The following is a 14,254-nucleotide window of genomic DNA, read 5'->3' on the forward strand; positions in this document are numbered from 1 at the left end:
CCAGCTGCGGGGCACGCCGCTCTTGGTCCGGCCTGGCGGAAGCCGCTGCGTGGCGCGCCACGCGGCTGGCCTCCGTCTCTCCCGCCACATCCGCTTTACGCGGCAGCCCACACCATGTGCCTTCCCCCGCGAAGGAGCAGCGCATGGCCAGGCCCCGGACCCCGACCACCACCCCGCCCGGGGCGCAGCCCCCCACGGAGCGCGAGCCGGCGACGCCGAAGCCCACGGGAAGCGTGGGCCGCCCCGCCGATGGTCCCGACCCTGAATTCGACGCACCCCGCGGCAGCGGCGGCGAGTACCAGCAGCAGGCCGGCGGCCAACGCCCGCGGCTGACCACCAACCAGGGCGTGGTCATCGCCGACAACCAGAACTCGTTCACGCAGGGCCCGCGCGGCCCGACGCTGCTGGAGGACTTCATCCTCCGCGAGAAGATCATGCACTTCGATCACGAGCGCATCCCCGAGCGCATCGTGCATGCCCGCGGCTCGGCCGCGCACGGCTACTTCGAGCTGACGCAATCATTGGCGAAGTACACGCGGGCGAAGATCTTCACCGAAGTCGGCGAACGTACGCCGGTGTTCACCCGCTTCTCCACGGTGGCCGGCAGCAAGGGTTCGATCGACACCCCGCGCGACGCGCGCGGCTTCGCTGTCAAGTTCTATACGAAGGAAGGCAACTACGACCTGGTCGGCAACAACATCCCGGTGTTCTTCATCCAGGACGCGATGAAGTTCCCTGACCTGGTGCACTCGTTCAAGCCCGAACCGGACCGCGGCTTCCCGCAGGCGACCAATGCCCACGACACGCTCTGGGACTTCATCTCGCTCACGCCGGAATCGATGCACATGATCATGTGGGCGATGAGCGACCGCACCATCCCGCGCTCGCTGCGGATGATGGAAGGCTTCGGGGTGCACAGCTTCCGCTTCCTTGACGACGAAGGGCGCAGCACCTTCGTCAAGTTCCACTGGCGGCCCAGGCTGGGCATCCAGTCCACGGTCTGGGACGAGGCCGCAAAGCTGCAGGCCGCCGACAACGACTACCATCGCCGCGACCTGTTCGAATCGATCCAGGCAGGCGACTTCCCGGAGTGGGAGCTGGCCGTCCAGCTGTTTACCGAAGAAGACGCAGAAGCCTTCCCCTTCGACCACCTTGATCCGACCAAGATCATCCCCGAGGCGCTGGTGCCGCTGCAGGTGATCGGACGCATGGTGCTCGACCGCTGGCCGGACAACTTCTTCGCCGAAACCGAGCAGGTGGCCTTCTGCCCGGCCAACCTCGTGCCGGGCATCGACTTCAGCAACGATCCGCTGCTGCAGGGGCGGCTGTTCTCCTACCTGGACACGCAGCTGATCCGGCTGGGCGGCCCGAACTTCCACCAGATCCCGATCAACCAGCCGAAGTGCCCGTTCGCCAACCACCAACGCGACGGTCACATGCAGATGCAGGTGCCGCGTGGCCGCGTCAACTACGAGCCGAGTTCGCTGCAGGACGACAGCCCGCGCGCGGATGCGGCCGCCGGCTTCCGCAGCCATGCCTCGGCCGATGACGGGGTGAAGGGGCGCATCCGTCCGGAGAGCTTCGCAGACCACTTCAGCCAGGCGCGCATGTTCTTCCGCAGCCTGGAGGTGCCGGAACAGGCGCACCTGGCATCGGCGCTGGTGTTCGAGCTCTCCAAGGTCGAGACCCCCAAGGTGCGCGAACGCATGGTCGGCCAGCTGCGCAACGTCGACGAGGAACTGGCCAACCGGGTGGCGAACGGCCTGGGCATGGACACGCTGCCACCTGCCCCGCCGGCGGCGGTGCCGGCGCAGGACCTGCCACCGGCACCCGAAGTGCGCATCATCGGGCGCATGAAGGACACGCTGGAGGGCCGCTGCATCGGCATCCTCTTCGATGAGGGCAGCGATGCGGCGGCGCTGGAGTCATTGCGCGAAGCCGCGGAGTCCGCCGGCGCCACGGTGAAGCTGGTGGCGCCCAAGCTGGGCGGCGCGACGCTGTCCGACGGAAAGAAGCAGGCGGCCGACGGCCAGCTCGCGGGCACGCCCTCGCAGCTGTTTGACGCGGTCGCTGTGCTGCTGTCCGATGCGGCCGGCAGGAGGCTGGCGGAGGAGTCTGCGGCGGTGGATTTCGTCTCCAACGCCTGGGCACACCTGAAGGCGATCGCATCGGATGCCGGCGCGGCCCCGCTGCTGAAAGCCGGTGGCGTCGGCCATGACGCGGGCATTGTCGATGCCGCCGAGGCGAAGGCCTTCATCGCCGCGGCCAAGGGCCGGCAGTGGGCCCGCGAACCGAAGCTTCGGACGCTCGCCTGAGTGACGGTCTTGCAGGCAACCTGCCCGGAGACCGCCCGCCCCAGCGGTTATGCTTCGGGCATGGCTTTCGACCTCGCCGCCCGCTATGCGGAGGTGCGCGCCCACACCGTGGCGCTCGCCGCGCCGCTGTCGCCCGAGGACGCGCAGCTGCAATCGATGCCCGAGGCCAGCCCGGCCAAGTGGCACCTCGCGCACACCACCTGGTTCTTCTCGCGCTTCGTTCTGGGAGACTTGCCCGAGGCGATGCCGGACGGTTGGGACTATCTGTTCAACAGCTATTACGTCGGCGCCGGCGAGCGCCACGCACGCGCGCAGCGCGGCCTGGTCTCGCGCCCGGCCCTGGCGGAGGTGCTGGCCTGGCGCGAGGCCATCGACGCCCGCGTGCTGGAGCAGCTGGCGGCGGGGAGTTTCACGGCCGGTACGCGCGACATCCTGCTGCTCGGCACCCACCACGAGCAGCAGCACCAGGAGCTGATGCTCGCCGACATCAAGCACGCGTTGTGGTGCAACCCGCTGCAGCCGGCCTATCAGTCGGGTTGCACGATCGAACACGCAAGCGCGTCAGGGACCGCCCGCGCTGCAACCGCGGGCGCCGCCGCGCCGTTGCGTCCTTCCCCTCGTGATGCCTGGATCGAATGCGACGAGCGCATCGTCGAAACCGGCGCCGCGCGCTGGCCGGGTGACGGCGCCGGCTTCGCCTACGACAACGAGACGCCGCGGCACCGCGTGCTGGTCCCGGCGCACGCCATCGCCAGGCATCCGGTGAGCAACGCCGACTACGCCGCCTTCGTCGCCGACGGTGGGTACGGCACCCCGACCCTGTGGCTGAGCGACGGGTGGGACCTCGCGCTGCGGGAAGGCTGGCGAGGACCGATGTACTGGCACCCGGACGGCGCGCGTGAATTCACCCTGGCGGGATGGCGCGAGCGCGATCCCGATTCGGTGGTGCGCCACCTCAGCCATTACGAGGCCGATGCCTACGCCCGCTGGGCCGACGCGCGCCTGCCCACCGAGGCCGAGTGGGAAAGCGCGGCATCCGGACTTGCCGGCACCGGCCGGGCCTGGGAGTGGACGTCCAGCGCCTACGCGCCCTACCCCGGCTTCCGCCCGCTTCCGGGCACGCTTGGCGAATACAACGGCAAGTTCATGAGCGGCCAGCTGGTGCTGCGGGGCGGCAGCTGCGCCACCCCGCCCGGACACGCCCGCCCGACCTACCGCAACTTCTTCGCGCCGCGCGCGCGCTGGCAGTTCTCCGGCCTGCGCCTGGCAAAGGACCCTGCTTGAGCAACGAGCTGACGATCACCGATCTCCACCCCAGCGTCGACGACATCGCCGGCGACGTACTACACGGCCTGTCGGCCAAGCCCAAGCGCCTGCCGTCGAAGTACTTCTACGACCGGCGCGGCTCGGAACTCTTCGAGGCCATCACCCGCCAGCCCGAGTACTACCCGACGCGCGTGGAGCTGGCCATGCTTGCCGACTGCGGGCCGCGGATCGCCGCCGCCGTCGGGCCGCGCGCGCACGTGGTCGAGTACGGCAGCGGCAGCGGCCGCAAGACGCGGCTGCTGCTGGACGCGCTGGAGGATCCGGTGGCGTATACGCCGATCGAGATCTCGCGCTCGGCACTCACGGCCAGCGCCGGGCGCCTGGACCGTGAATTCGGCGACGTGGAAGTGTTGCCGGTGCTGGCCGATTTCACCCAGGCCGTACCCCTCCCGGCGCCCTCGCGCAGGGCCGCGTCGGCACTGGTGTTCTTCCCGGGCTCGACGCTCGGCAACTTCAGCCGCGAAGAATCGGTGCGCCTGCTCGCCGCCATGCGCGACACCATGGGCGACAACGGTGCGGCCCTGCTCGGCCTGGACCTGGAGAAGGATCCGGCGGTCATCGAGGCCGCGTACAACGACGCCGCCGGGATCACCGCGGAGTTCACGCTCAACCTGCTGCGCCGCCTCAACCGCGACCTCGGCAGCGACTTCGACCTCGCGGGTTTCGCCCACCGCGCGCGCTACGTGCAATCCGAAGGCCGCATCGTCACGACCCTGGAGAGCCTCCGCGACCAGGTCGTGACCGTGGACCGGCGGCGATTCGCCTTCGCGCGCGGAGAGTCGATGCAGGTCGAACAGAGCCAGAAATACACCAACGCGCGCATCGGCTCGCTTGCCTCGGAGGCCGGCCTGCGCGTGGTCGATGGCTGGAACGATGCCAAGGACTGGTTCGGGTTGCGCCTCCTGCGCAGGGCCTGAAGCCGCTCCGCACTGAAAGCGCGCGGCCGCCGCGTGGGTGTCTAAAGCCACCCACCCCCAAACCCCCTCGCCGGCCGCGCACGATCACAGGACTACTGCTTGCGCATTCCGTCGCGGGCGTTCTCGGCGCGCGCCGCGCCGATCGCTGTCTCGACCTTCTTGACCTCTTCCGGCGGCGGCAGCACCGCCGGCAGGCCGAGCGACTGCAGCCAGAGTTCCCGACCCCAGCCCTTGGTGTGGTACAGATGATGGTCTTCCTGCTGCTCGACCTCTTCGTACGCAGCCTTGAGCACCTTGCCGACGTCGCCGGTGGCCTTCCTGGAGACGTAGCCCACCAGCTCCCAGTTCAGGTGGTCCTTGGTCTCGGCCAGCACCACGCATTCGGCCGCGACGAGCTCCGCGGCCGCCGGGTCGCCCGCCGCCTGCGCCATCTCCATCGCCTTCACCAGCGACTTGCCGTGGTGGGCCACGACCTCGCGACCGGGCGTGCGGACCTCGGGGTCGAGCCCCAGCTTTTCGAAGACGCCCAGCAGCACTTCCTGGTGGTGCCTGGTCTCCTCGAGGTATTCGTTCCACTCCTTGCGCAGGTCATCGTTGACCGCGCATTCGATCGCCTTCAGGTAGACCTGCTCGCCGCCGAGCTCGGTCTCGATGCCCTGGTACAGCAGTTCGTGCAGTTGGGCCTGGTCGTAGCTTCCGCGTGCCATGTCGCCTTCCTCGTCAGGTGGGAAGGCCTACCTTCCGGCCGCGGGCGTCGCGGCGCGGTGAAGCGGCACGCCCACGGCGAAGACGCCGGGGCCCGGGATCAGGACGCCGCGACCGGCCGTTTCCGCGGCATGGCATCGAACGGAAGCATGATCCTGGCGTCCTTGAAATACATCATCCGCAGCTGTCGCCCGCGCGGCGACCAGCCGATGAAGTGCGCCTTGGCCCCGGCCTCGTACATGTCCTGGTAGCGCACGGCCATGTCGTCGTTCTGCAGTTCGATCATCACCCCCACCGACTCCGGCTTCGGAAGCGAGGCGTTGTAGGCCTCCAGCGTGTCGCGGATGGCATTGAGGAAGGGCATGGTCTGCTTCAACCCGCGCGCGCCGACGTCGAAGAACTGCCGGTAGAGATAGGTTGGCTGGCCGAAGGACGGCACGATGCCCAGCACCGCGGTGCCGACGCCCCAGATCTGGCCCTCACCGTCGCGACCCACTGCCACAGCCTGCTGCGCCCGCTCGGCGGCCTTGGTCGGATCCGGCAGCGCACCGTTGCGCGCCCACATGGCGATGAGCTCCGATGACAGTTCGGGCGTCACGTTTTTCCAGACCGGCACGATCTCCATGCTCACCTGCCCACCCTGCTGCGCTGCGTGCAATCCATCATCGATCCTCTCCTCGCCGGTATCATCCGATCATGGCGCAAGCGGTGGCGGCCGCGCAACGCGCCCTTCGCGTGGCTGCGGCAGTCCCTTGACGGCAAGACCCGGACAATGGGGCGATCCGCTACATTCCCTGTCCTTCCACCCATGCAGTGCGCGTCGTCGCAGACGCCCGCGGAGCCGTTCCATGTCCGTCATCTATCCGCCGCTGCGAGAGCAGTGGTTCGGCAACATCCGCGGCGATGTCCTGTCCGGGGTCCTGGTCGCGCTTGCGCTGATCCCCGAAGCCATCGCGTTCTCGATCATCGCCGGCGTCGATCCCAGGGTCGGCCTGTACGCCTCGTTCTGCATCGCGGTGGTCACGGCAGTTGCCGGTGGCCGGCCCGGCATGATCTCCGCGGCCACCGGGGCGATGGCGCTGGTGATGGTCGACCTGGTGCGTGACCACGGGCTGCAGTACCTGCTGGCGGCCACGATCCTCGCCGGCGTGCTGCAGTTGCTCGCCGCGGCCCTGCGCCTGAACACGCTGATGCGCTTCGTCTCGCGTTCGGTGGTGATCGGCTTCGTCAATGCGCTGGCGATCCTGATCTTCATGGCACAGCTGCCGGAGCTGGTCGGCATGCCGCTGGCGGTGTATGCCGTGTGCGCGGCGGGATTGGCGATCATCTACCTGCTGCCGCTGCTCACCAGGGCGGTGCCCTCGCCGCTGGTGGCGATCATCCTGCTCACCGCGCTCAGCCTCTGGCTTGGCCTGGACATCCGCACCGTGGGCGACATGGGCGAACTGCCGGACGCGCTGCCGACGTTCCTGCTCCCCGACATCCCGTGGACGCTGGACACGCTGTGGATCCTGCTGCCGGTGTCGGCCACGCTGGCCGTGGTCGGCCTGCTGGAGTCGCTGATGACCGCGCAGATCGTCGAGGACATGACCGACACGCCCACCAACCGCCGCCGCGAATGTGCCGGCCAGGGTTCGGCGAACATCGTCGCCGGCCTGTTCGGCGGCATGGCCGGCTGCGCGATGATCGGCCAGTCGGTGATCAACGTCAGCTCGGGCGGCCGCGGCCGGCTGTCGTGCATGGTCGCAGGCGTGGTCCTGCTGCTGCTCGTGGTCTACGCCTCGGACTGGGTATCGATGATCCCGATGGCGGCGCTGGTGGCGGTGATGATCATGGTCAGCATCGGCACCTTCCACTGGAAGAGCTTCCGCGAACTGAAGACCCACCCGAAGAGCGCCAACCTGATCATGTCCGGCACCGTGGTGGTCACTGTCGCGACCCATGACCTTGCCAAGGGCGTGCTGGCCGGCGTGCTGCTGACCGCGTTGTCTTTCACGCGCCGCGTCAGCTCGATGCTGCGGGTCGAGCACCACGACGGCGACGACGGCCGTCGCAGCTATCGCGTCACCGGCCAGGTGTTCTTCGCATCGGCCGTCCAGTTCGCCAACAGCTTCGACTACCTGCACACGCCGGGCAACGTGCTGATCGACCTGCGCGATGCGCACTTCTGGGATACCAGCGCGGTTGGTGCACTGGATCGCGTGGTGCAGAAGCTGCGCAAGCACGGCGCCACGGTGGACGTGGTTGGCCTGAACCGCGCGAGCCAGTCCCTGGTCGACCGCCTAGGCACGCACGGAGGCGAGGCGCCGGCGTCGTCGATGAACCAGTAGCGACACCGGACATGTCCAGGCCGGCTGATGTGGCTCAATCCCGCATCGAAAGCGGTTCCCGCGCCAGGCACTCCTGCAGGTTGTGCAGTTCGCGTTCCAACAGTGGCGGCAGCAGGCCCAGCGGGCCGCTTGTGGCGCGCGCCGCGGCAGTGTCCGCCAGCATGCGCAGGGCGGCGCGCACCTGCGCTGCACCGTCGTCGCCGAACAGTTCCCGCGCACGCGTGGCCGCGGCGCCGGAATCCAGCTGCTCCAGCGTCCAGCACGCCGAAAGGGTGCGATAGGCCAGCTGCTGGGCCGCGGCCACGGTGGGCCATTGGCGCTCGGCTTCACGCCGCTGTTCCGGCGCAGCCGCGATCGCGGCCTCGTAGGCATCCTGGAGCGCGAAACTCTTCCGCTGCAGGTCGCGACGCGCCGCGCGCCCAACCGGCGTGACCACCGTGCCGCGGGCAAGCTGCGCCACCACCGCGTCCACGCCGCGCACCGTGCGCGCCAGCTGGGCTGGCAGCACGGCTGCCGGACGCGCCGGCAGCAGGCGGAATACCAGCAGGGCGACAGTGCAGCCGATCGCGGTATCCACCCCGCGTGCCAGCACGAAGGACCCGGGTGATTCGATCAGCTGGCCGCCCGACGCCAGCAGCAGGGCCGCGCCGGTGATGAACACCACGGCCAGCGCGTAGTTGCGCACGACCAGCATCTCGACCATGAACTGCAGCGCCATCACCGTTGCCACCAGCCACAGGCCCTGCGGGTACAGCAGGATGATGGCCCCTCCCAGCAGCAGGCCCACCCAGGTGCCGAGCAGGCGTTCGACCGAGCGCACCAGCGTGCGGCTCCAGTCGAAACCCTGGTGCAACATGAGCACCGCCGCCGCTACCGCCCAGTACGAACGCTCCAGCCCGAACCGGGCACCGATCCAGCCCGACACCAGCGCCGCCAGGCCCACGCGCAGCACCACCAGGCGAGACATGGAGCCCGGTGCCAGTGCTTCGCGCAGGATGCTGGTGGCGCCGGGATGGCCGAGTGGCACCACGCCCGGCACCACGCCCGGAGGCAATGCATCCGTGCTCGAAGCTGCCCGGACATGGGCCTGCAGTCCGCGCACTTCTTCCGTGATCGCGGCCGGTGGCGGTTCGCTGCGGGCGGCGGCGGCCATGGCGTCGGCAAACAGCAGGTGCATGCGGCGATTGATCGCACGCAGGGCGGTCAGGCGGCCGGGCGCCGTGCGCGCGGGCTGGTAGGCGACCAGCGTGTTCCATGTCGCGTGCAGGGTGCGCGCTGCGGCGTGGCGTGCGCGATCCTGCCCCGGCGTGCCCACGGCCGCGACGAAGGCGGCCACCGCATCGCCGGCGCGCAGCACCGCGGATTTTTCAGGGCCGCGCGGGTCGGACAGCGCGCCCAGCATGTGCACGCACCAGGCGAACGCGCCGCTGCCGAGCACCAGCAGCGCCGCCGACAGCGGCCCGCCGGCTGGCGCCTGCAGGCCACTGGCCGCGGCGCAGGCCAACAGGAACATGTACGCCCCCGGCGGGCCGATCTGGAAGGCATTGCCCATCCAGGTGGCGACCATGGCCATCACCGCCACGACCGGCACCACCACGACCCAGCCAAGCGGCGCGACGGCCATGCCGATACCCACCGCCGCCGCGAACGCCAGCGCGATCAGCGCCAGCTCGCGCGCACGGTTCAGATAGGGACGATCATTGCCGTAGAGCGCGGTGAAGCCGCCGGTGGCGGCCAGCATTCCCGCAGCGACGTCGCCTGATAGCCAGCCGGCCAGGATCGGCACCCCCATGCAGAACGCTGCCCGCAACGCAAAGCGCCAACGTCCGGGTGGCCCGCGGCGCACGTCGAACATGCCGCGCATCTGCTGGCGCAGACCGGGCGGCGGACTGGAAGGTGCGGAGTACACGCCCTGATTGTATGCGTGCACGGATGTTTCGCTTTCCCCTCCACGGTACAGTGGAGCGCCCCGCACGAGGACCGTCATGCGCGCCACGATCTACCACAACCCGCGCTGCGGAACGTCGCGCAACACGCTGGCACTGATCCGCCACGCCGGCATCGAGCCCGTGGTCATCGAGTACCTGCAGGACACGCCGACGCGCGACGAGCTGGTCGCGCTGATCCGCGACGCCGGTATCGGCGTTCGCGATGCCATCCGCGCGAAGGAAGCGAAGTACACCGAGCTCGGCCTGGACGACCCGTCCCTGCCCGAGGACGCGCTGCTCGACGCCATGCTCGCCGAGCCGGTGCTGATCAACCGGCCCTTCGTGCGCACCGGCCTGGGCGTGCGGCTGGCGCGTCCATCGGAAACGGTACTGGAGATCCTGCCGCCGATCAGCGCGCCGTTCACCAGGGAAGACGGCGGCGTGGTGCCGCCGCAGTAGCGGCACCACCCTGCCCCGCGGCTGCGACTGCACTCAGAACGTGTAGCCCACCCGCAACCAGAACGTCCGGCCCGGCTCGTTGATCCGGACCGCATCGGCCGGATAGCCGAAGTCGGCGTTGCCAGCGAGGTTGAGGTGCTCGCTGTAGGCGCGGTCGAACAGGTTGTCGACGCCCGCGGTCAGCTGCACGCCGCTGGCGAAGCTGTATCCGCCGTTGAGCGCCAGCGTAGCGAAACCCGCGCTGGGGCCGATGTCCTGGCCGACCACGTTGCCATAGCCGTCCGCCACCCGGTCCTGTCCGTCGACGATGCGCACCAGCGCACCGGCCGACCAGCTGCCGTTGTTCCAGTCGGCCGTGAGGCGGCCTTCCAGCGGCGGCATCTGCGGCAGCGGGCGGCCGCTGTCGCGATCCTTGCCGCGGGCATAGGCCAGGCTGCCGCCGAGTTTCCAGTCCTCGCTCGCGCGGTACTCGCCGCCAAGCTCGGCGCCGCTGGTCTGCGCATGGATGTTCGACACCATTGAAGTCGCGCCCATCATCGTGTCCATGTAGCGGAACTGGATGAAGTCGTCGACGCGGCCGGCGTAGGCCGAGATCCAGCCATCGAAGCGCTCGCCCCGGTACTGCAGGCCGACGTCGAGCTGGGTGGTCTTCTCGGTGTCGAGGCCGGCGAAGGCGTTGGCGAAACCCATCGGGCCCATGTTCGCGGAGAACAGCTCCCAGTAGTCGGGCATGCGCTCCGTGTGGCCGATGCCTGCGTACCAGCTGAGCGACTTGTCGACGTCGCGTTCGAAGCGGACGAAGCCCGCCTTGAGCGTTTCCTCGCGCGACTGGCCCGCTGTCGGATTGGGCATTGCCGGATTGCCGTGGCTGCCGGCCACCGTCATCCGGCCGTCCTCGGCACCTGCGCGGTCCGCGCGCGCGCCCGCGATCCAGCGGCTGTCCTCGCCCTGGAACCAGGTGCCTTCGGCGAACAGGCCGAGGTTTTCGAAGCGCGCGTCGACGACCCATGGCATGGCGAGATAGGCGTTGCGGCCCATGCCGGCGCGGCGGCGGTGGCGGCTGTCCTGGGCATCGATGCCGGTGACGAGCTCGAACGCGGCGCCGCGCCAGGTGGCCGCGGCGCGCCCGCCGCTGGTGCTGCGCTCGACGTTGGACGCCATCGGCATGGGCATCGCACCGTTCGGGTTCGGGTCGCGCAGGCTGTAGTTGTCCATCACGTGATCGGCCACGTTGTGGAAGACGCTGGCTTCGAAGGCCTGCATCGCGCCCTGCATGTTGTCCTTCTCGAAGCGCAGGCTGTAGTTGCTGCGGTCGAAGCGGCTGCCGTCCATGCCGCGCGTGGCGTAGCGCGCCTGGCCGTCGCCGATGCCGATGCCGAGTTCGAGCAGCGTGTCCTCGTCGGGCGTCCAGCCCAGCGCCAGGTCGGCGTTCCACTTCTTCCAGGCCGAGCCGACGCGATCGCCGTTGCCGTCGTCGTAGTCGCCGGATTCGGAGCGGTTGGCGCTGATGCGCGCATAGCCCAGCGGCGCGCCGTACGTCGCGTCGACCACCTGGTCGTTCCGGCCCCAGCTGCCGGTGAGCGCGCTTCCAGCGAGTTTCCAGGTCGGCTCGGCGTAGTACTCGCGGTCACGCTCGAAGCGCACCGTTCCGGCGGACGCACCCGGGCCCCAGAGCACCGTCTGCGGGCCCTTGGTCACCACCAGCGCATCATAGGTTTCGGGCGCGATGTAGGACATCGCGTTATCCATGCGCGAAGGGCAGGCGCCCGGCATGGCGCCGTCGTTGGTGAGCAGGTTCAGGCGCGAGCCGAACATGCCACGCAGCACAGGATCGCCGTTGCTGCCGCCGTTGCGGACGGCGGTGAAGCCGGGGATGGTCTTGAGATAGTCGGCACCGTCGCTTGCCGGCACCGGCTGGCGCGGGAGCTTGGGGCTGGTTTCCCAGGTCAGCGCGGACACCGGCGCGGCGGCGGTGACGACCAGCGCGTCGAAGTCGACCGTGCGCGTCGCATCGGGCGTGGCATCGGCGGGTGCTGCTTCCAGGGCAAGGGCGAAGGGACTGGCCAGCGCGGCGGCGATGGCCACGAACAGGCAGGACGAACGGATCGCCGGACAACAGGGGATCGACATGGCATGGCTCCACGAAACGGATTGCGGTGGGGTGCCGCGCGGCGGGCGCCGGCGGCGTGGCGTGGCTCAGCCGGCGCGCGGCGGTCCGCGCGATCCCAGTCCGTTCGGATGCAGCCAGGCCACCCGGGGGGTGGCCGGTGCCAGCGCCGGCACGGCCGCCGCGGGCAGCGCGACGATCTTGACCACCATCGGCGCGGGTGCGGCAAGCGCCGCCAACAGGGGGCAGTAGTCGCAGTCCGGATCACCGATCGCGGGACGGGTATCGCCCCGCCCTGTTCCGTCGTGCAGGCCATGCGGTGCGTGTCCGCCATGCGCGGCCAGACCCTGCGCGCTTCCCGCGCCGCCTGCTGCGTCAACCAGCCGCGTGGTGGTGGGAACCAGCAGCAGCAACAGTGCCGCTGCGAGTCCGATCCGTCCCATCCAGTACTGGAATGCCTTCGCGTTCATCTCGAGGCGGATTGTCGGCGCCGGCGGCTGGAATGGATCTGACGCAGGTCAAGACCGGTCACTTTCCATACGCGAACGTACGCGCTTGATCCAGGTCATTTGGCTGCCCCCCGTACACCGGTAACGTGCGCTCCAACGGCCAGGCACCAGGACGCATCGGCCCCCGATTTTCTTCAAGCCCTTAACCACTGAGGTCATCACCATGAGAAACCTGGTACTGCTGTTCGCACTCGCCGCCGCTGGCGGATTCGTCCCGGCCGAGGTCGCCGCGCAGGGAACGGCATCGGTCGACATGATCGCCGACGTCAACTTCAGCCTGCGCACCGAGATTACCGGCGGCCAGATGGTCTTCATCGGCAACTCCGGCGCGATCAAGGACGTGGTCAACCCCGACCTGCGCGTGCCCGAGGGCTCGGTGGTCGCGATCACGGTCACCAACAACGACGGCGCCATGCATGACATCGCGGTGCCCGAGTTCAACGCGCAGTCCGACCAGCTGGTCGGCGTCGGCTCTTCAACCACCATCGTCTTCCGCGCCACCAGGGGCGGCACCTTCGAGTACATCTGCACCATCCCCGGGCACAAGCTCGCGGGCATGGCCGGCAAGCTGATCGTCGGCGACGTGAAGGACGTCGTGAGCACGGCGCTCGACGTGTCCAAGGACCCGGCCGAGGTCGGCACGCCCGTCGGCGACCGCGCCCCGCAGCACGTCACCTATGACCTGCTGACCACCGAAGTCGAAGGCCGCCTGTCCGATGGCAGCACGTACCGCTACTGGACGTTCGACAACACGGTTCCGGGTCCGCTCCTGCGCATCCGCCAGGGCGACACGGTCACGATCAACCTCAAGAACGCCGAGGACAGCGTCAACATCCACTCGGTCGACTTCCACTCCGTGACCGGTCCCGGTGGCGGCGCGGCGGTGACCCAGGTGCGCCCCGGCGAAACCAAGAGCTTCACGTTCAAGGCGCTGCACCCCGGCCTGTTCGTCTACCACTGCGCGACGCCGATGATCGCCCACCACATCTCCAACGGCATGTACGGGATGATCCTGGTGGAGCCGGAAGGCGGCCTGCCGAAGGTCGACAAGGAGTACTACGTGATGCAGGGCGAGCTCTACACCGCCCAGAAGCACGGCTCCAGCGGCCTGCAGGAGTTCTCGGTCGACAAGCTGCTTGACGAGAAGCCCGAGCACCTGATGTTCAACGGTTCCATGGACGCGCTCACCAAGACCTACGACATGAACGCGAACGTGGGCGAAGAGGTCCGGATCTTCTTCGGCGTCGGCGGCCCGAACCTGATCTCGAGCTTCCACCTGATCGGCGAGGTATTCGACCGGGTCTATGACCTGGCCTCGTTCACCAGCCCGCCGCTGACGGACGTGCAGACCACGCTGGTGCCGCCGGGCGGCGCGACCATGGTCGAGTTCAAGGTCGACTACCCGGGCAAGTACATCCTGGTCGACCACGCGCTGTCCCGCGCCGAGAAGGGCCTGACCGGCATCCTCACCGTCAACGGTGAAGCCGATCCGGCGATCTTCAACAGCGCAGAAGCGATCGACGCAGCGTCCGGCCACTGACGCCGGCGCCGAAAGGCGACAGGCAAACGGCCCCGCTCCGGGGCCGTTTGCGTTTGTGAAGTCAAGTGCAGCCGGCGCCGCAATTGCACGTAGGGGTCATGCCGCAGTCACGCCTGGT

Annotated in this window: 11 protein-coding genes; 6 read left to right on the forward strand and 5 right to left on the reverse strand. The window is 69.1% G+C overall.

Annotation, left to right across the window (positions count from 1 at the left end):
• Positions 1 to 143 precede the first annotated feature (143 nt).
• From WCE39_RS01095 to egtD, 3 genes are read left to right on the forward strand one after another with little or no spacing between them, the layout of a single operon-like run.
• Positions 144 to 2,315 carry a catalase gene (locus tag WCE39_RS01095; RefSeq protein ID WP_343274870.1) on the forward strand — a complete coding sequence of 724 codons (2,172 nt, stop codon included), beginning with the start codon at positions 144 to 146 and terminating at the stop codon, positions 2,313 to 2,315.
• 60 nt (positions 2,316 to 2,375) lie between these two features.
• Positions 2,376 to 3,599, forward strand: a complete 1,224-nt coding sequence (gene egtB / locus WCE39_RS01100) for an ergothioneine biosynthesis protein EgtB (protein ID WP_343274871.1) — start codon at positions 2,376 to 2,378, stop codon at positions 3,597 to 3,599.
• Complete coding sequence (gene egtD / locus WCE39_RS01105) at positions 3,596 to 4,558, forward strand: L-histidine N(alpha)-methyltransferase (RefSeq protein ID WP_343274872.1); 963 nt, start codon at positions 3,596 to 3,598, stop codon at positions 4,556 to 4,558. The genes egtB and egtD overlap by 4 nt, the downstream gene beginning before the upstream one ends.
• A 92-nt stretch (positions 4,559 to 4,650) precedes the next feature.
• Here egtD and WCE39_RS01110 read toward each other — a convergent pair whose 3' ends face one another.
• Both WCE39_RS01110 and WCE39_RS01115 read right to left on the reverse strand, forming a co-directional pair.
• On the reverse strand, positions 4,651 to 5,265 hold the full coding sequence (locus WCE39_RS01110; protein ID WP_343274873.1) for a hypothetical protein: 615 nt from the start codon (positions 5,263 to 5,265) through the stop codon (positions 4,651 to 4,653).
• 98 nt (positions 5,266 to 5,363) lie between these two features.
• Positions 5,364 to 5,894, reverse strand: a complete 531-nt coding sequence (locus tag WCE39_RS01115) for a hypothetical protein (RefSeq protein ID WP_343274874.1) — start codon at positions 5,892 to 5,894, stop codon at positions 5,364 to 5,366.
• Between the two features lie 217 nt (positions 5,895 to 6,111).
• On the opposite strand from WCE39_RS01115, the gene WCE39_RS01120 reads away from it, so the two are divergent.
• Positions 6,112 to 7,593: a SulP family inorganic anion transporter gene (locus WCE39_RS01120; protein ID WP_343274875.1), complete on the forward strand. Its 1,482-nt coding sequence runs from the start codon at positions 6,112 to 6,114 to the stop codon at positions 7,591 to 7,593.
• Positions 7,594 to 7,627: 34 nt separating this feature from the next.
• Here WCE39_RS01120 and WCE39_RS01125 read toward each other — a convergent pair whose 3' ends face one another.
• Positions 7,628 to 9,523, reverse strand: a complete 1,896-nt coding sequence (locus WCE39_RS01125; protein WP_343274876.1) for an FUSC family protein — start codon at positions 9,521 to 9,523, stop codon at positions 7,628 to 7,630.
• A gap of 55 nt (positions 9,524 to 9,578) precedes the next feature.
• Between WCE39_RS01125 and arsC the strand changes: the two genes are divergently transcribed.
• Positions 9,579 to 9,980 (forward strand): arsenate reductase (glutaredoxin), encoded by a 402-nt coding sequence (gene arsC / locus WCE39_RS01130; RefSeq protein WP_343274877.1) that lies wholly within the window; start codon positions 9,579 to 9,581, stop codon positions 9,978 to 9,980.
• A 33-nt stretch (positions 9,981 to 10,013) separates the two neighbouring features.
• Here arsC and WCE39_RS01135 read toward each other — a convergent pair whose 3' ends face one another.
• On the reverse strand, positions 10,014 to 12,110 hold the full coding sequence (locus WCE39_RS01135; protein WP_343274878.1) for a TonB-dependent copper receptor: 2,097 nt from the start codon (positions 12,108 to 12,110) through the stop codon (positions 10,014 to 10,016).
• Between the two features lie 66 nt (positions 12,111 to 12,176).
• The gene (locus tag WCE39_RS01140) at positions 12,177 to 12,557 is read right to left on the reverse strand and encodes a DUF2946 family protein (protein WP_343274879.1); all 381 of its coding nucleotides are present in this window, start codon (positions 12,555 to 12,557) and stop codon (positions 12,177 to 12,179) included.
• Between the two features lie 202 nt (positions 12,558 to 12,759).
• Here WCE39_RS01140 and nirK point away from each other — a divergent pair, with 202 nt between their 5' ends.
• On the forward strand, positions 12,760 to 14,136 hold the full coding sequence (nirK, locus tag WCE39_RS01145; protein WP_343274880.1) for a copper-containing nitrite reductase: 1,377 nt from the start codon (positions 12,760 to 12,762) through the stop codon (positions 14,134 to 14,136).
• Positions 14,137 to 14,254: the final 118 nt, after the last annotated feature.

Origin of the sequence: Luteimonas yanweni (assembly GCF_039548475.1) — a bacterium.
In the GTDB taxonomy this organism is placed as follows: domain Bacteria; phylum Pseudomonadota; class Gammaproteobacteria; order Xanthomonadales; family Xanthomonadaceae; genus Luteimonas.